Raw genomic sequence first — 20,450 nt, forward strand, 5'->3', positions numbered from 1 at the left:
GGATGGTTTTCATCAGGTCTTCGGGGCTGATGTGGCCGACCACGCTGCCCGGTTGCGGCAGGTTGAGGATGTGGCCTTTCATCTTGCCGATGATGTGCATTTCGCACGGCTTGCAATCGAACTTCAGCGTCAGCACTTCATCGCCGTGGATCAACTGCATCGGTGCAACCTTGGTGCGCACGCCGGTCACGCCTTTCGCCTGTTTCGGGCACAGGTTGAAAGAGAAGCGCAGACAGTGCTTGGTGATCATCACCGGCACTTCGCCCGGCTCTTCGTGAGCCTCGTACGCAGCGTCGATCAGCTTCACGCCGTGACGGTGGTAGAAGTCGCGCGCCTTCTGGTTATAGACGTTGGCGAGGAAGGTCAGGTGCGAATCCGGATACACCGGCGGCGGGCTGGTTTCGGCTTTACGGCCGCCACGCGGATGAGCGGCGACACGGGCAGCGGTCAGGTTCTCGATCACTTCACGGCGCAGGGCTTTGAGCTGCGAGTTGGGGATGAAGAACGCCTGTGGCGCATCCAGCTTGACGTCGGTGGCGTGGTACTGCGTGGTGCCGAGCTGGCCGAGCAGATCGCGCAGCTGTTCGAGCGCTTGCTCAGGCTTGTTGGCCACGCCGAACGGACCGGCGAGGGTGACGCTGGCGCTGATGCCTTCTTCACTGGTGGCAGTCACTTCCAGCTGTTCTTCACGCAGACGAGCGACCCAGCTCAGGGCCACGCGACGCTCGGAAGAGGTCTTCTGCAGCGCCTGTTGCCAGTTGTGATCGAGGTTGCGATTCAACGGGTGGTTCGGGCGCAGCTTGTACAAGCCTTCGGGCATCTCGTTCGGCTCGACGCGATAGCGGTAGCGCTTCTCGCCGTCTTCTTCGAACTCGCCTTTGGCTTCGGCGATGTTGGCGCGGAAACCGACCACTTCGCGCTTGACCAGCACGTTCAAACCGTCGCCGTTGGACAGCGGCTCGTGAGTCACGACCTGCATGTCGCGTTTGCCGACTTTCTCGACGGTGCCGACTGGCAGGCCGGTGAAGGTCGGCGAATCGAAAGCGCCGATGTCGATCTTGCGATCGGTGACGAAGTAGTCGGTGCTGCCACGGTGGAAGGTTTTTTCCGGATCAGGCAGGAAGAAGTGCGCGGTGCGGCCGCTGGAGGCGCGGGCCAGATCCGGGCGATCTTCGAGCACGTCGTCGAGGCGCTGGCGGTAATAGGCGGTGATGTTCTTCACATAGCCCATGTCCTTGTAGCGACCTTCGATCTTGAACGAGCGCACACCGGCTTCAACCAGGGCGCGGATGTTGGCGCTCTGGTTGTTGTCTTTCATCGACAGCAGGTGTTTTTCGTAGGCGATCACGCCACCCTTTTCATCTTTGAGGGTGTACGGCAAGCGGCAAGCCTGCGAGCAGTCGCCACGGTTGGCGCTGCGCCCGGTTTGCGCGTGGGAAATGTTGCACTGACCGGAGAAGGCCACGCACAACGCGCCGTGAATGAAGAACTCGATGGCGGCGTCGGTTTCGTCGGCGATCGCGCTGATTTCCTGCAGGTTCAGCTCACGGGCCAATACCAGTTGCGAGAAACCGGCCTGATCGAGGAACTTCGCTCGCTCAAGGGTGCGGATGTCGGTCTGCGTCGAGGCGTGCAGCTCGATCGGCGGAATGTCCAGCTCCATCACGCCCAGATCCTGAACGATCAGCGCGTCGACACCAGCGTCGTACAACTGATGGATCAGCTTGCGCGCCGGCTCCAGTTCGTTGTCGTGCAGGATGGTGTTGATGGTGGTGAAAATGCGCGCGTGATACTTGCGGGCGAATTCCACCAGTTCGGCGATTTCGCTGACTTCGTTGCAGGCGTTGTGGCGCGCGCCGAAGCTCGGGCCGCCGATGTACACGGCGTCGGCGCCGTGCAGGATCGCCTCACGGGCGATGGCGACATCGCGGGCAGGGCTGAGCAATTCCAGGTGATGCTTGGGCAAGGACATAGTTTTTTTAGTCAGGCTGTCACGGTTAGGCGCGCATTCTACCCGTGAAACGACATGTCGGCACCTATGTACCGATGGTCTGCAAATCGCGCTTGGCACGTTTCGCGGATTCGCACAACTGTCAGACCTGTCAGTTGTTGTTCAGACGTAAGTTGGAAATAGTAACGAAGTCATTCGCCGACCATTCATTACGAAAAGGACATGTTGCTATGAACGATAAAGACCATTTTCGTTATTTAGGTATCAACAAAAATAATTTGAACAGAGGGGCCCACGCGCCGGAAATTTACTACAAAGCAGTGATTGACCCTGCCCATCCGCACCTTGTCGGGCCGGTATTTCAGGCAACCCAAGAAGGTAAAGCTCTGTACTTCGGATCCGCCGAAACCTTTAGCCTTATCGCGCACCATCGAGAGGATGCGAACAACATTATCGAAATAATGTCGTTCGTTATTGATAACGAGCTACCCGATGGAGAACACGACATAGGGGGGCTGGGTAGTAGTGTTCAAGGGCTCATCACAATGACCCCAAATATCATCTATGCCAAGGCGGGAAAAATTAAGTTTCAGAGAAATGACGCGAACGGTTCGATAACCGCCAATTTCCACTTCGACTTTGAGTTTGAAGACCAAGGTGAAGTCAAAAAATATCGCGTAAAGGAAGGAAAGTTATCGCTTGTTGCCACTGGGCCACTTGAAGCCCGGAAGCGATCCTGAAAAGACGCGAGCCAGCCTTTACAGGCTTGGCTCGGGTTTTAAGCCTCTATGAGGCGGCGGCTGATGACCTGAAAGGAGTGGCGCTCAGGCTTTGGCCGCCATCGCGGTGACTTCCACGCGCATCCCTTCAACCGCCAGCGACGCCACACCCACCGCCGCACGCACCGGCCAAGGCTTGGCGAAGTAGCGCTTGTACACCTCGTTGAATGCGGCGCGATCGGCCATGTCGGTCAGGTAGATCGTCAAGTGCATCACCCGATCCATCGAACTGCCGGCACGTTCCAGCGCAACTTTCAGCGCTTGCAGGGTGCATTCGCTTTGCGCGGTGATATCGCCCAGTTCCAGACTGCCGTCGGCACGGGTTGGAATCTGGGTGGAAACCATGATGCCGTTGAACGTAGCGACGTCCGAGGAAATCGAGTCGGCGTCCGGATCGGGAGTGAAGGTGATGTCTTGGTTAGCCATGCTGATCCTTTGATTGAGCGAGTGAAGAGGGCCGCAGTTTACAGATACAGCGTCGACATGGCCCGCTCCGTGRCAACAGAGGCCGGTCAGACCGGCTGCGTCTCGGCTTCCGCCGCGATGGCTGCAAGAACGCAGGGGCGGGCGCCGATGCGCTGCATGTAGCTGGCAAGTGCCGGCCAGTCTTGTATGTCGATGGCAAAGGTCGGCAGCCACTTCAGCACGGTGAACAGGTAAGCATCGGCGACGCCGAATCTGCTCATCAGATAGTCCCGAGCCGACAGTTGCTGATTCAGGTAATCGAGGCGCTTGAACAGTGTGTGGCGGAAAATCGTTTTGACCGATTCCGGGATCTGCGCATTGAACAGCGGTGCACTGCCACCGTGAATTTCCGTACTGATGAAGTTCAGATGTTCCTGCAAGCGCGTGCGCTCCCATGAACCCAAGGGTGGCGCCAGCGTGTTGGCGGGCACCTGATCGAGCAGAAACTGCAGGATCGCCGGCCCCTCCGTCAACACTTCGCCGTTATCCAGAACCAGCGCTGCAACGTAGCCCTTCGGATTGATCTCGCGAAAGTCGCGGCCATCGGCGGTGCGTTTGCTCTGGTTGTTGACGCGAACCAGTTCGAAGGGCAAACCCAGTTCTCGCAGCACAATGTGCGGGGAAAGCGAACAGGTCATGGGCGCAAAATACAGTTTCATGGCACTTCCTTGCTGAGAGAGAGCGCCAGATTCCATTGCCGAAGCGGCTTTCGCAAAGGTCATTTACGGTGCTAGCGTATGACAAAATCTCATGAGCACTCAGAACCATGACGGTCCGACTTCCCTCGCTGAATGGCTTGCGCGCCTTTGAAGCGGTCGCCAGGCACATGAGCTTCACCAAGGCTGCCGAAGAACTCAATGTCACCCAGACCGCTGTCAGTCACCAGATCCGCCGACTCGAAGCCGAGCTGGGCGGGCCTCTGTTTTTGCGGCTCAACGAGGGGTTGGTGCTGAGCGAGGACGGGCACGCCTATTTGCCGGGTGTGCGTGCAGCGTTTCATGAGCTGCGCTATTCGACTGAGCAGTTGCTCGCGTCTCGCGATAAAAGCGTGCTGACGATCAGTACGCTGGTGTCGTTTGCATCGAAGTGGCTGTTGCCGCGGTTGCCGTCCTTTCAGCAGGCGTTTCCCGCTATCGATGTGCGAATCAGTGCGGTCACTGAGCTGGTCGACTTTCGCAAGGGCACGATTGATGCGGCGATCCGTTATGGGCGCGGCGACTGGAAGGGTTTGCGTGGCGATTTTCTGATGTCCGATGATGTTTTCCCGGTATGCAGCCCGGCATTGGCGAAGACGTTGCGAACGCCCGCAGACCTGGCCAATCACGCATTGCTGCAAGTCAGTGGCGCGACGGCCGGTGACTGGAGCGCCTGGTTGCGTGCCGCAGGCCAATCGCCGCAACTCGCTGAAGGCCCGCGCCTGACCTTCGATCTGGCGCTGATGGCGGTACAGGCAGCGGTTGACGGGCAGGGTGTGTGCATTGGCCGTTCAACCTATGTCGAGGACGATCTGCGGGCCGGGCGTCTGGTGGCTCCGTTCGATCTGCGCTTGCAAGATGAGCTGGGTTTTTATCTGGTAGCGCCCCATGAAACGGCGCAATCGAAGAAGATCGTGGCGTTCAGGACATGGCTGTTGGCACTGCCGCCCGGCAAAGACACCTTTGTATAGCCGTGTATCAAGTTGCTGCGCAGACACACGCGAACAATAAACCCGGGGTTTACGACACATCAGCCATACACGCGACTCCCAAAGTAGCGGTCACACCACCACTGCGTTTGAGAGGGCAACATCATGCATCGTCCACTGTTACTGGCCAGCGCTGCGCTACTCGCTTCAATGATCGGCATCGTCCACGCGGCTGACGCGCCAGCCAAGAGCTGGCAACAAGGTTTGAGCCGGACCGATCTGGTGCGCGAGGACCTCGGTGCTGCCGAGCGCGAAGTGATTCAGGCGCGAGTCGATTTCGAACCGGGCGTGACCTCGCCCCGGCATGCGCACCCGGGTGTCGAGGTCGCTTACGTGATCAGCGGCACGTTCGAATATCAACTGGAGGGCAGGGCGCCGGTGACGTTGAAGGCGGGGGATTCGCTGTTCATTCCGCAAGGGGTGACGCATGTGGCCAAGAACGTGGGTACGGACAAGGGGTCGGAGCTGGCGACTTACATCGTCAAAAAGGGCGAGCCGTTGCTGATTCTCAAGCCGTAGAGCTAACGCGCCGGGCCGTTATAAATCATATGGAGTATCAGCAATTCTGCAAAAGCGACCACCATGCAAACTCGGACAAACCCCGCCGTGAAGACTCGGCGGGGTTTTTCGTAGGTGAAGTCGAAACCGAATAGCAGCAACAAAATGCCGAAGAAAGTTTTTATCGCGCGCATCTGTCTTCATCCTTGGCCCTGCCAATTGGGCACAGCTGATTCATAACGTTGGTTCTAGGCACGGCTTCTTAGTGAAGCGTCACAATCCGACGACTCTCGCCAATCCTGATTCTGTCCAGCGCCCGGTTCAACGCATCGAGCGCATCGAGCAGGGCTTTGGCCTCGGCCTCTCGACCTTCGCCCCAGAGGCGCTCGGCCATTTTGTTCAACGCCTGGATCGAACGCTCGATGTCTGCGGCGGTGGCTTTGTGTTCAGGGGCCGGTGGTTTCTTCGGCATTCAGGGTTCCTCTGCTGACGGCAAACCACCATACCGCTGCGGCGCCCAACAGCATAGTCAGCACGGCCAGAATCAGGATCACTCCTTGCGTACCCAGGCTTGAGGCCAGCAGCGCCACCAGCAACCCCGCCAAAGGTTGCGAGAGATTATTGAGCAAGGTGATCACGCCCACGGTCTTGCCGAAGTCCTTGGCCGGAATCACCCGCTGACGGATGCTGCGCATGTAGATGTTGAACATCTTGTCGAAGCCGACGATCAGCAGGAACCCAAGCACATAGCCGGCCAGATTCGGACTCAGTGCACTGATGAGGGCGCCAGCGGCGATCATCGAGTAAGCGAGCCCGCCCAGTAACCGTTGCGGGATCTCAACCCGGGCGAGGAAGAACAGAATCACGATGGTGGTGACCGCGCCCGCTGCCTGTAGACCGGCGTAGGCATCCTTGCCGGCACTGAACTCGCCGATCACCATCGCCGCCGAAGTGGCCAGCGTGACGCCGACGATCAGATTGACGCCGACGGCCAACAGGATGATTTTTTTCAGTTCCGCCAGTTCACGTATATGCCCGAAAGCGATACGCAGCGGTTGCAGCCAGATGTCCTGATGCTGCTCGAACACTTCCAGGGTGATACGGCTGAGGCGTTGCCATACCAGCATGCTCAGGTCCGCCAGCAGGAAGAGCCCGGCGACCCACAGCACCACCCAGTGCCAGGCCCATACCTCCAGCAAAAGCGCAGCCACCAGCGGCCCGAGCACCAGCCCGGTCTGATCGGCGATCTGCGAATAGGACAACGTCTTGGTGTAGCTGTAGTGCTGGAAAATATGCGGCATCAGCACCTCGCGGGCCATGATGCCCTGAGTGGTCAGCACGCCACACAGCGCCGACAGCACGACGACCCAGGCGATACCGCCGAAGAGGGCAAACATTGCCACCGCGATCAGGCACAGCAGTGCCCGGTAAACCTGGCTGATGTGCAGGATGCGGATGGGCGAAAACTTGTCGCACAAGGCTCCGCACAGCGGAAACGCGAGAAACCGCGGCAGCGATTCGACGAAAAACGCCAGACCTGCCCAGGAGGCGCTGTTGGTGGTCTGGAACACCACCAACGGCACGATGAATAGCAGGATCTGATCCGCCAGTCGCGACAGAAACAGCGAGGTGAAAAAGGCCAGGTAGTCCTTGCGCAAAATGAAGCTCCTTTATGTCGACGGTCAGGCCGCGCGGCCAGTTGTGCTTCAGTATGCCGATCCTAGGCTGTCATTGAGATTATGTCGCTCATCCCTGCGCTTGGGCGGGTTGAATACGCTGGCGAGGATCAGGTCTTGCTCCTTGCCCCCGCGTAGGTAATGACGATCGTGTTGGTCGAGTACAAGAAAAAAAAGCCGGTTGAGTGACTGCAATTTTAACGAGCTGTTTGCCGGCGGCTGGCCGATATTTGCAGTCTCAACGGTATAATCAAATCGTTTTTCTTGAAGTGAGAACAAGGCAAATATGGAGCAGGAAAGCCGCATTCTTAGCGCTCTCAAACGTTTTCGTTATTTGATCCTGGCGGTCATGGTGATCGCGTCCCTGGTAAGCGCGTTCTGGCGCTTTACAGGCGGCTGGAGTCAGTTTTGGACATGCGTAGGAGCGCAAGCGTGGTTTACCCAAGCCGTGTTTGCTTACCTTCGCGGGGGCTGGGTAGCAATCGGCCCCGGTGGACTGCCGAGGGATGCCAATCCGATCGGCAGGGCACTGTTGGCTGCAGTGGCGCTGGGGCTCTACTTGTTGATGTTCAGCTACGAAGAGCAGAAGCCCGACTCTATTTATGAACGACGCGCCTCGGACTGGACCATGCCTACACGGGAGGAGATGCGGCGTTCGGCGGAGTGAAAGCGGGTGCTGGGCTGAAACACGTCTGGCGCAACGTGTGATCTTCACTTCTACGTCCAGTAAAGTCATGGAACACGATGAGAAGGACACGGAAATTTCGTGACTTCCAGAAACGACAAAGCCCTGAATAATCAGGGCTTTGTCGTATCAAATATGGCGGAGGCGATGGGATTCGAACTCATGGACCTGTTACAGTCGACGGTTTTCAAGACCGTTGCCTTAAACCACTCGGCCACACCTCCGTTGCGTTGCGGGCGCCATAATACCTGAATGAAACACACTGTCAAACTCTCTGCATGGCTTGTTACAGAGCGTCTGTTATGATCTTTGCGACTGAACGTTTCAAACCAACAGGAGTGTCGCCATGCGCGAACAGGATTACGCAGTTAATAACAGCGTGCAGGCTGAGCAGCTAGAGGTTAGCCGCGTCCTGCGCAACACTTACGGCCTACTGGCTCTGACCCTCGCATTCAGCGGCGTCATGGCTTTCGTTGCCCAGCAGATGCGTGTTGGCTACCCGAACATTTTCGTGGTGCTGATCGGCTTCTACGGGCTGTTCTTCCTCACCAACAAACTCCGTGACTCCGCTTGGGGCCTGGTGTCCGCTTTTGCGCTGACCGGTTTCATGGGTTTCCTGCTTGGCCCGATCCTCAACCGTTACCTGGGCATGCAGGGCGGCGCTGAAGTGGTCAGCTCGGCGTTTGCGATGACTGCCCTGGTGTTTGGTGGTCTGTCGGCCTACGTGCTGATCACCCGCAAGGACATGAGCTTCCTCGGCGGTTTCATCACCGCTGGTTTCTTCGTGTTGCTGGGTGCAACGCTGGCGAGCTTCTTCTTCCAGATCAGCGGCCTGCAACTGGCGATCAGCGCAGGTTTCGTGCTGTTCTCGTCGGTGTGCATCCTGTTCCAGACCAGCGCCATCATCCACGGCGGCGAGCGCAACTACATCATGGCGACCATCAGCCTGTATGTATCGATCTACAACCTGTTCATCAGCTTGTTGCAGATCTTCGGCATCATGAGCCGCGACGACTGATCATTAGTCGTTTCAACAAAAAACCCGCTTCGGCGGGTTTTTTGTTGCTCGCCGAAAAGCGTAGTGGCCTTTTACGTACAAAATGATCTGAAAATAGTGGCGTCTTTTTGGAAATCACCTACACCTAATTACCAAGGAAGAGCAGTAGCCTGATCGACAGGAGTCGGTAACCAGCACCCCTTGTGTAATTCCTGCGTCTCTCGCATTCACTTCCCTTGCTGTTGATCGCCAGGCCTTTCGGTCGAGAGCGACTGTATTCGTTCGTCCAGTGAAAACCGGGAGGTGAACCACGCCAAATGCCATGCACCGTGACCGTATCCCGGCGAACGACCGGGGTCCTGATACCAGAAAAATAATGGAGGCCCTGCCACTGCAGGCGTTGTCCCAATCAAGGAGATCATCGATGAACCAGCCCCAAGGAAAACTGGCTGTACTGGCCGTCACCACCGCGCTGTTCAGCGCGTCAACCCTCGCCGGCGTCTATCCTGACTTCGGCTATCAACCACCTTCCAGCCAATACTCTGGCCCACTGTTCGAGTTGAGCCAGAATTACCCGGCCACAGCGCCGAAAGTACCGCTCCCCGGTTTTTTCAAGAATCTACCGACCAAGCCAGATAACAATTTTGAGACTTGGCGTGCGTACATGGAGGAAGTCAAAACCTATTGCCTTGAAGGCAACGTCGAGGCTGATTGGTACGTGCAGAACAATAAAAAACGTCAGTGGTATCACATGCCGTGGCAGCACTACGGCCCGCTGGGACGCGAAGGGATTCACGGCCTGACCAAAGAGGCGCAGATCCAGGTCAAGCAACTCGCCCCCACGCAGACCGCTACTGGCCAGACATACGCGGTGGGCATCTATAACGACATCGGTGCCTATACCATCGGAGAGGTCTGGAAAGACCCGAACAACCCTGATCCGAAATACACATCGGCACCCAACAGCTTCCCCGACGGCACCGTAGTCTGCAAAGCCCTGTTCGCCGATATTGATCGCAGCACCGTGCCGTTCCTGGTGAACCCGGTGTTATGGAAGGGCTACGTCACCGAGACGTTCACCTCGGCCAATCGCAAGATCAAGGATGTCGCCTTGATCCAGATGGACATCGCCGTGCGCGATAAGCGCATGAGCGCCACCGGCTGGATCTTCGGCACCTTTCAGTACAACGGCGCGAAAACCGGCAAGCCTGGCTGGGACAACCTCGTCCCGGTAGGGATCATGTGGGGCAACGATCCGGAAGAAATCGGCAACGACTTCACCAACCCGCAACCGACGCAGACCAAGATCAACCCCGCGTTGCAACAGACCGCGATCAACGCCAAGACCCAAGAGTTGCCACCCACCCATCTGGGCTGGAATGGTCGCCTCAATGGTCCGGTGGACAACCCCAACAGTTCCTGCCTGAGCTGCCATGCGACCGCCGAAACGCCGCAAGTGGCGATCATGAATCCAACGTTCCAGGCCAATGCGCCGAAGCCGGGTTCGCCTGAATGGATGAAGTGGTTCCAGAACATTCCGGCCGGCCATGCTTTCACGCCGGGCACTCAAAGCACTGACTACAGCCTGCAGTTGTCCGGCGGTCTGGTGAATTACTTCGAGTGGAAATGCGACATGAGCGGCATCTACGCCGACGRCAAGAACGCGTGCAGCAAAGCGTCGGACATGAAACTGAAAATGCTCAATTCCACCAACAACGCCACGCCGAAGCCATTGCAGAAAGTCATTCGTGACCCGAGCCTGCAGCAACTGCTGGAGTAAGCAGCGCAAAGCCTGCGCACGTTTCGGCGTGCGCAGGCTTTTTTCAGTTGATCAGGATGCTGCCATCAGTCTGCTGTTTGTAAATGGTGTAAGGCAACAACAACGTGTCGAGCACCCCGGACGCCACAGCATCAATCGCCCAGCCGGGCAGGGCGGCGTTGTACTTGTTACCTTGGTCTATCGGCGCATGCAGACTGCAGAAGTCATACATTACGCCGCTGTAGATTCTCGGCACCGCTCCGCAATAGGATTTGTTCGATCTCAAATCGTCCACGGCGACCTGATCGTCGCGCATGACCGTTTGCACTGTCCCGCAACCACTCAACACTAATGCACTCAGCATCATTGCCTGAACTTTCATACCGCCAATCCTTCGCCGGAAAAACCTCAATTTACGCCGAACATGCGGAAAAAGCTCTTAGGCCATCGGCGGCAATCGACGCTTGACCGGGGTTTTCTTGACGATTGCGGTGTTGGTTTCGGCCAAGGTATTGAGGCGGTCGAGCAGGGTGTCGAGCTGTTCCATCGAGCGCACATGCAGGCGAGCGATGAAGCAGTCCTCGCCGGTGACCTTGTCGCACTCGGTGAACTCGGGAATCGCCAGAATCTGCCGCTCGACTTCCTGCAGTTGTCCCGGCAGCGGCCGAACCCGGACGATTGCCTGCAACTGATAGCCAAAAAACTTCGGATCGATTTCCACGGTGTAGCTCCTGAGCACACCGCGTTCCTCCAGTCGGCGCAAGCGTTCGGCCACACTCGGCGACGACAAGCCGCTGATCTGCGCCAGCGCCTTGAGCGAACGCCGCGAATCCTCCATCAATGCGCCGATGAGGATCTGATCAATGTCATCAGTCATAAAAACTCCAGTATTAGGCGATTGATGAAAACCACCCACGATAAAAAAGGCAGATCACGAGTTTAGCCTGCTTTTTGCTCTGGAGCGCCGCCGGGACGCCTTGGCATACTTTGTTCAATTGTTGAGGAGATTGATGATGGACAAGACCCTGCGGCGCGGCTCATTCGAAATGACTGCCGCCATGTTGATTTCCGGGACGATCGGCTGGTTTGTGCTGGTCTCCGGGCAACCGGTGCTGGACGTGGTGTTCTGGCGCTGCGTGTTCGGCGCTGGCACCTTGTTGTTGATCTGCGCGGTATTCGGCTTCCTGCGCCCGGGCATTCTGACCCGAACCACCTTCCTGCTTGCAGTGCTCAGCGGGATGGCGATTGTCGGTAACTGGGTGTTGTTGTTTGCCTCCTATTCAAGGGCTTCGATTGCCATCGGCACGGCGGTGTACAACGTGCAGCCGTTCATGCTGGTCGGTTTGGCGACGCTGTTTCTTGGCGAGAAAATCACCTTGCAAAAGCTGTTCTGGCTGGCGATTTCGTTCATGGGCATGTTGGCGATTGTCAGCGCCCATGGCACCCAGAGTGAAAGCGGCAATGACTATCTGATGGGCATTGCGCTGGCCTTGGGTGCGGCGTTTCTCTATGCGGTTGCCGCGTTGATCATCAAGCGCCTGACCGGCACGCCACCGCATTTGATCGCGCTGATTCAGGTCTGCACCGGGGTTCTGTTGCTGGCGCCTTTTGTGCATTTCAGCGCATTGCCGCAAGCGCCGAGTGCCTGGGCCAGCCTGGTCACATTGGGCATCGTCCACACCGGTCTGATGTATGTGCTGCTGTACGGCGCGATCCAGAAATTGCCGACCGCATTGACCGGTGCACTGTCGTTCATCTACCCGATCGCGGCGATCTTCGTCGACTGGTTCGCGTTCGGCCATCGTCTGCAAATCCTGCAATGGCTCGGCGTGGCCGCGATTCTGTTGGCCGCCGCCGGTATGCAACAAGGCTGGGGCCTGAAGTCCCGGCGGCTGGCTGCGCAGTAACCCTCAGATGTTCCAGTGCGGTGCGCTTTTCGCCAGGCGCTGGCGCATCTCGCCGATGTTCGCTGCCAGTTGCCGGGTCAACAGTCGGTAGCCATCCAGCGTGCTGTAAACCGGCGCATCGAGGTTGGCTTCCGGCAACTCGAGCGGCTTGTCCAGGCGTTGCGAAGCGCCGGTTTTCAACGCCCGGGCCATGCCGATCAGTTGCACGCGAATCTGCCGGTGCTCGGCCTTCAGCGCTGATTGCAGATGCGCCATGGCCTCGGGATCGCTGGCATCCGGTCGCGTGTTGCCAAGGATCTCCAGCGTGCTGATGCACATGCGCAGGTTGCGCTGGATGGCATCAAGTTCGGTCATGGAAATCTTCACTTCCTTGGACACCGACGGCATCAGCGAGCGCAATTGCACCATCACCGCGCCGAGTCGCCCCATCAGCTTCAAATGCTCATCAGCGCTGACCGGCTGGCCGCCGATGATTCGCCCATACACGGTGGCGCAATCACGCAGGGCATCGGCGAGGTTGTAGCGCCACGAGTACACCGCGTAGAGCGGCAGGGCGAAAGAGAAGGCCAGCGCCAGCGCAATACCAATCAAGATATCGACCCCGCGCCATAAGCCGTCGGTGATCGGGTTGTCGCCATGCCCGGCGACAATGAACACGGTGATCGCCGAGAGCAGGGCGGTATAACCCCCTTTGCCAATCGCGTGGTAAGAGAAGAAACCGCAGACCACCGCCATCGCAAAATACGTCAGCCACGGCATGCCGAGCCACGCCTGCTGCGCCACCAGCAACAAACCGACGCCGGCGCCGATCAAGGTGCCGGTGGCGCGTTCGGCGGCTTTTTTGCCGATGTTGCCGTGGTGCTGTAAACCGCCGATGACCACCAGCATGGTCACTGAGGCCCATTCACCGTGGGGCAGATTGATGCCGGTGGTCAGCAGGATCGTCGCCAGCAAGCCGAGGGCAACGCGCACCGCATGGATCAGCCGCGCGTGCCGGTAACGTCGATAAGGATCAAGCAACGGGCGCAGGACACGGCGCAGCAAGGGCGGAAGTCGATGGGTGCTGTAAGTACTCAGTGCGGGCCTCTCGTGATTGGACTTCAGGTCAATGGAAAGGAAAAATGTAATTCATCCATGCTGCCATACGCAGGAGGATTTTGCGCATCGTGCCAATGTGATGGAAGTGTTGACTGTACAACGCGGCCTGCCCGTAAGCACCGCCCGGCATCAGCTTGCTGTACTGGGCGAAGGCCGGATCGGTGATTTCGATGATCACCGGCACACGCCCGGCCGGCGGCGAGCCGGTGTAGCCGATCAGGGTGCCGGAAGGTTGTACCTGACCTTCGGCAATCACCCCGATGACGTTTTTCACCCGGCCAGCGAACACCTTGCCGGGAATGCCATCGAACGCGACTTCTGCTTCATCGCCGACGGTCAGGCGCAGCAGGCTGTTCTGGCGCATCCACGCGGCAAAGTATTGGCCCTCTTCTGGAATGAACACCATCGACGGGCGCAATGGCAACTTGCTCGCCATCATTCCCGGCCGTAGCGAAACATGGGTGACGAAGCCTTTGCTTGGCGCGCGAACGGTGGTGTTGTCCAGCTCGAACTGGGCGTTGTCGAGCTGCGCTTGCAGGTCGTCGGTGCGGGCGATGGCGGCGTCCAGTTCACGCTGGGTACCGAAATTGCGCCGGATCAATTCGGTGATGCGGTAGCGATCGCCTTTGGCTGCGATCAATTGCGCCTTGAGGGATTTCACCCGGTTGGCAAACGGCGTGGGGTCGATGCGAAACAGCACGTCGCCTTTTTCCAGCGGCTCGTTAACCTTCACCGGCACGTCGATCACCTGGCCGCTGACGATGGGGATGACCGGCACAGAAACGAAGTAAGTGCGCGCCACCTCAGAGTAGGGATGGTTGTAGTTCATGGTGAAAATCAAGGCGCCGATCATCAGGATGCCGCCCAGTACGGCGGTGGGCACCGTCCATTTGTTCAGCGGGATACGGAAGATCTTGAACACTGCGACGCAGATCGCGGCGTAAGTCAGGATAAGGAGCAGATCCATGGCGTTCAGGCCTCCCCGTTGTGGGGAGCAGTGGCATTCAGCGCTTCGAGTCGTTCGAGGCGTCCTTGCAGTTCGACCACCTGTTGCTCCAGGCGAACGACATGGTTTTGCACGGATTTACCGTCACCGAAGCCCCAGCCGCGATCTTCTCGATAGGCCATCGCCCAGATCCACAGGAAGGGCCAGAGCGCATGCAGGGTGAACAGACTGACCCAGCCAGTGGCATGGATCGCATCCTGATGCGGGTGGTTACGATGAACGGCAATCTCATAGGGGATGTCGTGCAACACGATGATCCCGTAAAACAGTACGAGCCCGGCAAACACCAAAACCCCTAGCGCAAAGTAATCCAGCATGGTCAAGCTCCCGGCATCCAGCACAGTGCTGGCATCAGTGTAGCCACTGATTTGCCGGGCGCTTGGCGACTTTGGATCAGAAGCGGTTGCCGTCGCCTTTTTGCTTATTCACGATCCGCGTGACAGTTGATCAGAAGATGTAATCGGTGGTCAGGAAGCTCGAATCACGGCCGCGAATGATCTCGCTGATCAGGTCCTTGTTGCTGTCCTGGAACTTGGTTGCCACCAGCGTACGGATCGAGAACACGCGCAACGCATCGTGTACCGAGAGCGTACCTTCCGCCGAGTTCTTGCGACCATTGAACGGGTAAGTGTCCGGGCCGCGCTGGCACTGCGCGTTGAGGTTGATCCGCCCGACCTGGTTGGCAAAGGTGTCAACCAGACGGCCGACCGCCACCGGGTTGGTGCCAAAGATGCTCAACTGCTGACCGAAATCCGACTCCAGCACGTAATCGATCACGGTATCGAGGTGACGGTACGGCACGATCGGCACCACCGGGCCGAACTGCTCTTCCTGATAGACGCGCATCTGCGGATTTACCGGGTAGAGCACCGCCGGGTAGAAGAACGATTCGCGGGATTCGCCACCATTGGGGTTGACCACTTCGGCGCCCTTGCTGCGCGCATCCGCCACTAGCCCGTGCAGATAATCGACCTTGCCCGACTCCGGCAGCGGCGTCAGCGACACGCCGCTGTCCCATGGCATGCCCGGTTTCAGCGTGGCCAGTTTGGCGTTGAATTTTTCGATGAAGCTATCGACCACATCCTCGTGCACGAAGAGGATTTTCAGCGCGGTGCAGCGCTGACCGTTGAACGACAGTGAACCGGTGACCGCTTCGCTGACGGCGTTGTCGAGATCGACTTCCGGCAAGACGATGCCGGGGTTCTTCGCATCCAGACCCAGCGCGGCGCGCAAACGGTGAGGTTTGGGGTGGAGTTTCTTCAGGTCGCTGGCGGCTTTGTTGGTGCCGATGAAGGCGAAGATGTCGATCTTGCCGCTGGCCATCAGCGCGCTGACGGTTTCGCGGCCACTGCCGTAAATCACGTTGATCACGCCGGTGGGAAAGCTGTCGCGGAACGCTTCCAGCAGCGGACGGATCAGCAGCACGCCGAGCTTGGCCGGTTTGAACACCACGGTGTTGCCCATGATCAGCGCCGGAATCAGCGTGGTGAAGGTTTCGTTCAGCGGATAGTTGTAAGGGCCCATGCACAGGGCGACGCCGAGCGGTACGCGGCGGATCTGCCCGAGGGTGTCCTGTTCCAGCTCGAAACGGCTGGAACGGCGGTCGAGTTCCTTGAGCGCATTGATGGTGTCGACGATGTAGTCGCAGGTGCGGTCGAACTCTTTTTCCGAGTCCTTGAGGTTCTTGCCGATTTCCCACATCAGCAACTTGACCACGGCATCGCGCTGTTGGCGCATGCGGCCGAGGAAGGCTTCGACGTGCTGGATGCGTTCGGCCACGCGCATGGTCGGCCACAGGCCCTGGCCCCGGTCGTAGGCACGCACAGCGGCGTCGAGGGCAGTGAGCGCGGTGTCGGCGTCGAGCAGTGGCGTGCTGCCGAGGATGACTTGTTCGTCGCCGTTAGCGCCCTTGAGATAAACCGGGCTGCGCACCGTGGCGAGCGGGCCGTCCCAGCGGCGCAACTGGCCGTCGACCAGGTATTCGCGTTGTTCGACCTGAGCGTCGAGGCGATATTTTTCCGGGATGTCGCTGACAGAAGGGAACAGGTTGCCAAGGATGTTTGCTGTGGTCATGTCGCTACCCCGTGTTGATGTCCGTATGCAGATCAAAAAGCCTTCACAGGTTATACGCCTGAATGCGCCGGAATTTAAACCCGCAAATGTCACCCGAATGTCACGCAAAGGCGCAGAGCAGAGCGGACAGGTTTGATGATCGTTCCCACGCTCCGCGTGGGAACGCAGCCCGGGACGCTCTGCGTCCCATTGGAACGCGGAGCGTCCCCTGAGGCATTCCCACGCAGAGCGGACATCCACATCGGGGGGAGAGCTGGCCCCGTTTGCCCCCCTCGCTGTCCCGCAATGCCCTCAACCCGTTGCAGGCGCTGCCGTAAGGTGTGTTCACAACAATAAGCGAGGCCGTTATGCGGGCAATCCGACTCACTCTACTGCTGGCGTTGGCCGTGGCGCTGCCTGGTTGCGGCGAAGACTCCAAACCCCCGGCCAGCGTCAATAGCAACGCCACACCCAAAGACCCGGCACTGGCGCAGATCTACGCCAACAGCTGCCAACTCTGCCACGCCAATCCCGCCGCCAATGCACCACTCACCGGCGACCGCAAAGCCTGGGAGCCGCGCATCCAGCAAGGCACCGACACGCTGCTCGATCACGCCATCAACGGCTATAACGGCATGCCGCCGATGGGCCAGTGCGTCGAGTGTTCGGAAGAACAATTCCTGCAATTGATCGGCTTCATGGCCGACCAGGCGCTCCCACAATAAGGTGCCCGGCATGACGATGGATCTGACTCGGCGTCAGTTGTTGCAACGGGCAAGTATCGTTGGCGCGTTCAGTGCGCTGGCGACGAACCCGGCATTGGGCCAGTTGCTGCGGGCGCCACGCTTGATTCCGTGGCGCAACTGGTCGGGCGGGCAGAGTTGTTTGCCAGCGGCGCGCTTGGCGCCGAAGAATCTCGATGAGCTGGTGGCCGTGATCCAGCAGGCACAAGGCAAGATCCGCCCGGTTGGCTCGGCGCACTCGTTCAGCGCGCTGGTGCCCACCGACGGCACGCTGTTGTCGCTGAGCTATTTCAGCGGACTGCTCGATCACGATGCGAAAACCCTGCAAGCCGAATTCGCCGCCGGCACCCCCATGTCGCGCATGGGCCAGCCACTGAAAGACATCGGCCAGGCCCTGCAGAACATGGCCGATATCGATTACCAGACCCTCGCCGGGGCCGTTTCGACCTCCACCCATGGCACTGGCAAAAACTTCCAGTCCTACTCGGCCCACGTCTGCGGACTGCAATTGGTTACGGCCAATGGCGAGGTACTCGACTGCGACAGCCAACGCCATCCCGAAGTATTCAACGCCGCCCGCGTCTCCCTCGGTGCGCTCGGTGTCGCCACTAAAATCCGTCTGCAAAACCGCCCGGCATACCGCCTGCGCGAACGCCAGTGGATCGCCAAGACCGAAGAGCTGCTCGAAGACCTCGACAACAACACTCGTGAAAACCAGCACTGGGAAATGCTCGTCGTCACGCATTCCGACTACGCCCTGTCCATCGCGCTCAACGAAACCGACGACCCGGCGACCCCGCCGATCAGCCCGGAAGAAGAGGGCGGCAACGAGTTCGTCACCCTGATCGAGAAGATCGACAAATACGCCAGCGACTTTCCCGACCTGCGCCGCACGCTGCTCAACAGCCTGCGCCATCTGGCCAGTTTCGATGATCGCGTCGGCGACTCCTTCGACATCTACGCCAATGTGCGCACGGTGCGGTTCAACGAAATGGAGTATTCAGTGCCGGCCGAACATGGCCCTGCTTGCCTGCGTGAGATTCTCAAGCTGATTCAGGACAAGGATCTGCGCACCTGGTTTCCCATTGAGTACCGATACGTCAAGGCCGACGACATTCCGCTGAGCATGTTCGAGGGCCGCGACAGTTGTTCGATCTCGGTACACCAGCATTACCAGATGGATCATCACAACTTTTTCGCCGTGGTCGAGCCGATCTTCTGGAAGTACAACGGACGGCCGCACTGGGGCAAATTGCACACGCTCAACGCGAAGAACCTGCAGCCGCTGTATCCGCGCTGGCGCGAGTTTGTCGACGTGCGTCAGGCGCTTGATCCGAGTGGACGGTTTCTCAATGCGCATCTGTCGTCGATTCTGGGGGTGAGCTGATGGCGGTCAATCGACGCAATTTTCTGCTCGGCACGTTGGGTGTCGGTGCTTTGTTGGTCGGCGTTGGCGCGTGGCTGCGGCCGGGCGATCGCGGCGCGCCGTACAGCGAATACTTCCGGGCGCTGAACAAGGAGTTGAAGGAAAAGGGGCCTATGCGCCCGGTGCTGCTGATCGATCTGGATCGCCTCGATCACAACATCGATGTGGTGATGCAATCGGTCAAGCGCGGCGGCAAACACCTGCGGCTGGTGGAGAAGTCGCTGCCAGCACCGGGACTTTTGAGCTACATCGCACAGCGTGCCGGAACGCAGAGGCTGATGTCGTTTCATCAGCCGTTTCTCAATCACGATGCGCAGGTTTTTCCACAGTCCGACATCCTGCTCGGCAAGCCATTGCCGGTGCGTTCGGCAGAGCTGTTCTACCAAACCCACAAAGGTCCGTTCGATCCCGCAAAGCAACTGCAATGGCTACTCGACGGGCCGGAGCGTTTGCAGCAATACCTTGCGCTGGCGCAGGGTTTGGGCACACGGATGCGCATCAACATCGAACTGGACGTCGGTCTGCATCGTGGCGGGGTCAGTGATGTGAATGTCCTTGGGCAGATGCTCACGCTGATCAGCGCTAACCCCCAGCATCTGGAGTTCGCCGGGTTCATGGGTTATGACCCGTTCGTAGGCATGGGCGTGCCGGGGATTCTCGGTTCACCGGAAGAATTGTTCGCCAAGGTCATGGTGATTTATCAGCACTGCGTCGATTTCACCCGGCAGCAGTTCCCGGGGTTGTGGCTCGACGGGTTGTGCCTGAACACTGCTGGCAGTCCGAGTTATCGCATTCACGAAAACGAGAAACTGAGTACCGAGGTTTCCGTGGGCACGGCGATGCTCAAACCGACGCACTACGATTTGCCTTCGCTGACCGAGCATGTGCCCGCGACTTACATCGCCACGCCAGTCTTGAAAAGCACAGGCGCGGTGAATATTCCGGCACTGGATGACAGGTCGAAGCTGTTGTCGTGGTGGGATCAGAATCAGCGCCAGACCTATTTCATCTACGGCGGTAACTGGATGGCCGAGTTCGAATCGCCAGCCGGTTTGCAGAGTAATGGGGTGTACGGCCGCAGCTCGAATCAGGAAATGGTCAATGGCTCGAATGCCGTGGGATTGGTTGTGGAAGATCAAGTCTTCCTGCGTCCGACGCAGACTGAAGCAGTGCTGTTGCAGTTTGGGGATTTGTTAGCCGTGCGGGGTGGAAAGATCGTTGAAGTGTGGCCAGTTTACGCCTGATCCCAATTTTTTTGAGTTTGTCTACTGTCAAGTCTGACAGTAGACATCTTTTCCGCGATGGATGTACTTATGGTAGGTGACACAGTCTATGCAGCATGCATTGAAAGTTCAGGCTGTGCCGCTCTTTCAATAGACAAATAGCCTATCAGGATGACAAAAATGAAGACGGACACTGAAGTGGTCGTAGCCAATGCAATTGGCCTGTTTGAAGTGGAAACCGACCAGCGCGGAAGCATGCGGGCAGATATTGTTACCCTTGACGACACAACCTACGGTTTCAGCGTATTTGGACGTCAGGGTGTGGGCGGAAATATGGAGCCAAAAAAACAATTGCTATTAACGTTTCCCAAAAGAGAGTCGTTTCTAATATATGACGCGAAGGATCTGTTGGATGTGAAGTATATCGACTACAGCGATTCGTACCATTACGAATATGGTGTTGAGTCTGGTTCATTTGCTGTCTCGTATACAGAGTCACCC

Annotated in this window: 23 protein-coding genes and 1 tRNA gene; 11 read left to right on the top strand and 13 right to left on the bottom strand. The window is 58.3% G+C overall.

Features of this window, described 5'->3' with window-relative positions:
• The coding region (locus AC1DVF_RS26275) for a peptidase U32 family protein (protein WP_477783403.1) at window positions 1–1,972 on the bottom strand (1,972 nt) is incomplete at its 3' end.
• Window positions 1,973–2,181: 209 nt separating this feature from the next.
• Between AC1DVF_RS26275 and AC1DVF_RS26280 the strand changes: the two genes are divergently transcribed.
• Window positions 2,182–2,691 carry a hypothetical protein gene (locus tag AC1DVF_RS26280; RefSeq protein WP_093433109.1) on the top strand — a complete coding sequence of 170 codons (510 nt, stop codon included), beginning with the start codon at window positions 2,182–2,184 and terminating at the stop codon, window positions 2,689–2,691.
• Window positions 2,692–2,775: 84 nt separating this feature from the next.
• Here AC1DVF_RS26280 and AC1DVF_RS26285 read toward each other — a convergent pair whose 3' ends face one another.
• Window positions 2,776–3,156 carry a RidA family protein gene (locus AC1DVF_RS26285; protein WP_093433106.1) on the bottom strand — a complete coding sequence of 127 codons (381 nt, stop codon included), beginning with the start codon at window positions 3,154–3,156 and terminating at the stop codon, window positions 2,776–2,778.
• Between the two features lie 86 nt (window positions 3,157–3,242).
• Window positions 3,243–3,854, bottom strand: coding sequence for a glutathione transferase GstA (gstA, locus tag AC1DVF_RS26290; protein WP_477783404.1), 612 nt, complete (start codon window positions 3,852–3,854; stop codon window positions 3,243–3,245).
• A 107-nt stretch (window positions 3,855–3,961) separates the two neighbouring features.
• Between gstA and AC1DVF_RS26295 the strand changes: the two genes are divergently transcribed.
• Complete coding sequence (locus AC1DVF_RS26295) at window positions 3,962–4,861, top strand: transcriptional regulator GcvA (RefSeq protein ID WP_477783405.1); 900 nt, start codon at window positions 3,962–3,964, stop codon at window positions 4,859–4,861.
• A gap of 123 nt (window positions 4,862–4,984) precedes the next feature.
• Window positions 4,985–5,398, top strand: coding sequence for a cupin domain-containing protein (locus AC1DVF_RS26300; RefSeq protein WP_477783406.1), 414 nt, complete (start codon window positions 4,985–4,987; stop codon window positions 5,396–5,398).
• A 2-nt stretch (window positions 5,399–5,400) separates the two neighbouring features.
• On the opposite strand, the gene AC1DVF_RS26305 is transcribed toward AC1DVF_RS26300, so the two are convergent.
• From AC1DVF_RS26305 to AC1DVF_RS26315, 3 genes are all read right to left on the bottom strand, one after another.
• Entirely contained in the window at window positions 5,401–5,571 is a 171-nt protein-coding gene (locus AC1DVF_RS26305) for a hypothetical protein (protein WP_175559594.1), read from the bottom strand.
• A 68-nt stretch (window positions 5,572–5,639) separates the two neighbouring features.
• Window positions 5,640–5,849 carry a hypothetical protein gene (locus AC1DVF_RS26310; protein WP_093433094.1) on the bottom strand — a complete coding sequence of 70 codons (210 nt, stop codon included), beginning with the start codon at window positions 5,847–5,849 and terminating at the stop codon, window positions 5,640–5,642.
• A complete protein-coding gene (locus AC1DVF_RS26315; protein ID WP_477783407.1) occupies window positions 5,824–7,035 on the bottom strand; it encodes an MFS transporter in 1,212 nt (403 codons plus the stop codon). The genes AC1DVF_RS26310 and AC1DVF_RS26315 overlap by 26 nt, the downstream gene beginning before the upstream one ends.
• 304 nt (window positions 7,036–7,339) lie before the next feature.
• Between AC1DVF_RS26315 and AC1DVF_RS26320 the strand changes: the two genes are divergently transcribed.
• Window positions 7,340–7,720: a hypothetical protein gene (locus tag AC1DVF_RS26320; protein ID WP_477783408.1), complete on the top strand. Its 381-nt coding sequence runs from the start codon at window positions 7,340–7,342 to the stop codon at window positions 7,718–7,720.
• A 154-nt stretch (window positions 7,721–7,874) separates the two neighbouring features.
• Here AC1DVF_RS26320 and AC1DVF_RS26325 read toward each other — a convergent pair.
• Window positions 7,875–7,962: transfer RNA gene (locus AC1DVF_RS26325), tRNA-Ser, on the bottom strand.
• 122 nt (window positions 7,963–8,084) lie between these two features.
• Here AC1DVF_RS26325 and AC1DVF_RS26330 point away from each other — a divergent pair.
• Both AC1DVF_RS26330 and AC1DVF_RS26335 read left to right on the top strand, forming a co-directional pair.
• Window positions 8,085–8,756, top strand: a complete 672-nt coding sequence (locus tag AC1DVF_RS26330) for a Bax inhibitor-1/YccA family protein (protein ID WP_008081508.1) — start codon at window positions 8,085–8,087, stop codon at window positions 8,754–8,756.
• Between the two features lie 403 nt (window positions 8,757–9,159).
• Window positions 9,160–10,515 carry a hypothetical protein gene (locus AC1DVF_RS26335; RefSeq protein ID WP_477783409.1) on the top strand — a complete coding sequence of 452 codons (1,356 nt, stop codon included), beginning with the start codon at window positions 9,160–9,162 and terminating at the stop codon, window positions 10,513–10,515.
• 43 nt (window positions 10,516–10,558) lie between these two features.
• Here the strand turns inward: AC1DVF_RS26335 and AC1DVF_RS26340 are convergent, their stop codons facing one another.
• Together AC1DVF_RS26340 and AC1DVF_RS26345 are read right to left on the bottom strand one after the other, a co-directional pair.
• Window positions 10,559–10,876, bottom strand: coding sequence for a YceK/YidQ family lipoprotein (locus AC1DVF_RS26340; protein WP_093433076.1), 318 nt, complete (start codon window positions 10,874–10,876; stop codon window positions 10,559–10,561).
• Window positions 10,877–10,933: 57 nt separating this feature from the next.
• Window positions 10,934–11,371, bottom strand: a complete 438-nt coding sequence (locus tag AC1DVF_RS26345) for an Lrp/AsnC family transcriptional regulator (RefSeq protein ID WP_257354874.1) — start codon at window positions 11,369–11,371, stop codon at window positions 10,934–10,936.
• Window positions 11,372–11,507: 136 nt separating this feature from the next.
• Between AC1DVF_RS26345 and AC1DVF_RS26350 the strand changes: the two genes are divergently transcribed.
• Complete coding sequence (locus AC1DVF_RS26350; RefSeq protein WP_477783410.1) at window positions 11,508–12,401, top strand: DMT family transporter; 894 nt, start codon at window positions 11,508–11,510, stop codon at window positions 12,399–12,401.
• A 3-nt stretch (window positions 12,402–12,404) separates the two neighbouring features.
• On the opposite strand, the gene AC1DVF_RS26355 is transcribed toward AC1DVF_RS26350, so the two are convergent.
• The 4 genes from AC1DVF_RS26355 to AC1DVF_RS26370 all read right to left on the bottom strand — a co-directional run bounded on the left by AC1DVF_RS26355 (window position 12,405) and on the right by AC1DVF_RS26370 (window position 16,578).
• Window positions 12,405–13,445, bottom strand: coding sequence for an FUSC family protein (locus AC1DVF_RS26355; protein WP_175559593.1), 1,041 nt, complete (start codon window positions 13,443–13,445; stop codon window positions 12,405–12,407).
• 61 nt (window positions 13,446–13,506) lie between these two features.
• Entirely contained in the window at window positions 13,507–14,466 is a 960-nt protein-coding gene (locus tag AC1DVF_RS26360) for an HlyD family secretion protein (RefSeq protein ID WP_093433070.1), read from the bottom strand.
• Between the two features lie 5 nt (window positions 14,467–14,471).
• Complete coding sequence (locus AC1DVF_RS26365; RefSeq protein ID WP_093433068.1) at window positions 14,472–14,822, bottom strand: DUF3302 domain-containing protein; 351 nt, start codon at window positions 14,820–14,822, stop codon at window positions 14,472–14,474.
• A 130-nt stretch (window positions 14,823–14,952) separates the two neighbouring features.
• Window positions 14,953–16,578 (bottom strand): NADP-dependent glyceraldehyde-3-phosphate dehydrogenase, encoded by a 1,626-nt coding sequence (locus tag AC1DVF_RS26370; protein ID WP_099759018.1) that lies wholly within the window; start codon window positions 16,576–16,578, stop codon window positions 14,953–14,955.
• Between the two features lie 347 nt (window positions 16,579–16,925).
• On the opposite strand from AC1DVF_RS26370, the gene AC1DVF_RS26375 reads away from it, so the two are divergent.
• From AC1DVF_RS26375 to AC1DVF_RS26390, 4 genes are all read left to right on the top strand, one after another.
• The gene (locus AC1DVF_RS26375) at window positions 16,926–17,282 is read left to right on the top strand and encodes a c-type cytochrome (protein WP_460090766.1); all 357 of its coding nucleotides are present in this window, start codon (window positions 16,926–16,928) and stop codon (window positions 17,280–17,282) included.
• A gap of 76 nt (window positions 17,283–17,358) precedes the next feature.
• The gene (locus AC1DVF_RS26380; RefSeq protein ID WP_427120733.1) at window positions 17,359–18,687 is read left to right on the top strand and encodes a D-arabinono-1,4-lactone oxidase; all 1,329 of its coding nucleotides are present in this window, start codon (window positions 17,359–17,361) and stop codon (window positions 18,685–18,687) included.
• Between the two features lie 74 nt (window positions 18,688–18,761).
• Entirely contained in the window at window positions 18,762–19,970 is a 1,209-nt protein-coding gene (locus AC1DVF_RS26385) for a DSD1 family PLP-dependent enzyme (protein ID WP_286079831.1), read from the top strand.
• A 159-nt stretch (window positions 19,971–20,129) separates the two neighbouring features.
• Window positions 20,130–20,450, top strand: a 321-nt coding sequence (locus AC1DVF_RS26390) for a hypothetical protein (protein ID WP_477783411.1), incomplete at its 3' end; no start/stop codon positions are given.

The sequence above is a fragment of the Pseudomonas sp. P4_D7 genome, assembly GCF_056401755.1.

Excerpts from the sequence above, each read along its gene's own strand:
- AC1DVF_RS26295 (WP_477783405.1), top strand. The coding sequence starts at position 3,962 with ATGACGGTCCGACTTCCCTCGCTGAATGGCTTGCGCGCCTTTGAAGCG.
- AC1DVF_RS26300 (WP_477783406.1), top strand. The coding sequence starts at position 4,985 with ATGCATCGTCCACTGTTACTGGCCAGCGCTGCGCTACTCGCTTCAATG.
- AC1DVF_RS26320 (WP_477783408.1), top strand. The coding sequence starts at position 7,340 with ATGGAGCAGGAAAGCCGCATTCTTAGCGCTCTCAAACGTTTTCGTTAT.
- AC1DVF_RS26350 (WP_477783410.1), top strand. The coding sequence starts at position 11,508 with ATGGACAAGACCCTGCGGCGCGGCTCATTCGAAATGACTGCCGCCATG.
- AC1DVF_RS26285 (WP_093433106.1), bottom strand. The coding sequence starts at position 3,156 with ATGGCTAACCAAGACATCACCTTCACTCCCGATCCGGACGCCGACTCG.
- AC1DVF_RS26365 (WP_093433068.1), bottom strand. The coding sequence starts at position 14,822 with ATGCTGGATTACTTTGCGCTAGGGGTTTTGGTGTTTGCCGGGCTCGTA.
- AC1DVF_RS26280 (WP_093433109.1), top strand. The coding sequence starts at position 2,182 with ATGAACGATAAAGACCATTTTCGTTATTTAGGTATCAACAAAAATAAT.
- AC1DVF_RS26340 (WP_093433076.1), bottom strand. The coding sequence starts at position 10,876 with ATGAAAGTTCAGGCAATGATGCTGAGTGCATTAGTGTTGAGTGGTTGC.
- AC1DVF_RS26330 (WP_008081508.1), top strand. The coding sequence starts at position 8,085 with ATGCGCGAACAGGATTACGCAGTTAATAACAGCGTGCAGGCTGAGCAG.
- AC1DVF_RS26375 (WP_460090766.1), top strand. The coding sequence starts at position 16,926 with ATGCGGGCAATCCGACTCACTCTACTGCTGGCGTTGGCCGTGGCGCTG.
- AC1DVF_RS26305 (WP_175559594.1), bottom strand. The coding sequence starts at position 5,571 with ATGCGCGCGATAAAAACTTTCTTCGGCATTTTGTTGCTGCTATTCGGT.
- AC1DVF_RS26310 (WP_093433094.1), bottom strand. The coding sequence starts at position 5,849 with ATGCCGAAGAAACCACCGGCCCCTGAACACAAAGCCACCGCCGCAGAC.
- AC1DVF_RS26360 (WP_093433070.1), bottom strand. The coding sequence starts at position 14,466 with ATGGATCTGCTCCTTATCCTGACTTACGCCGCGATCTGCGTCGCAGTG.
- AC1DVF_RS26370 (WP_099759018.1), bottom strand. The coding sequence starts at position 16,578 with ATGACCACAGCAAACATCCTTGGCAACCTGTTCCCTTCTGTCAGCGAC.
- AC1DVF_RS26345 (WP_257354874.1), bottom strand. The coding sequence starts at position 11,371 with ATGACTGATGACATTGATCAGATCCTCATCGGCGCATTGATGGAGGAT.
- gstA (WP_477783404.1), bottom strand. The coding sequence starts at position 3,854 with ATGAAACTGTATTTTGCGCCCATGACCTGTTCGCTTTCCCCGCACATT.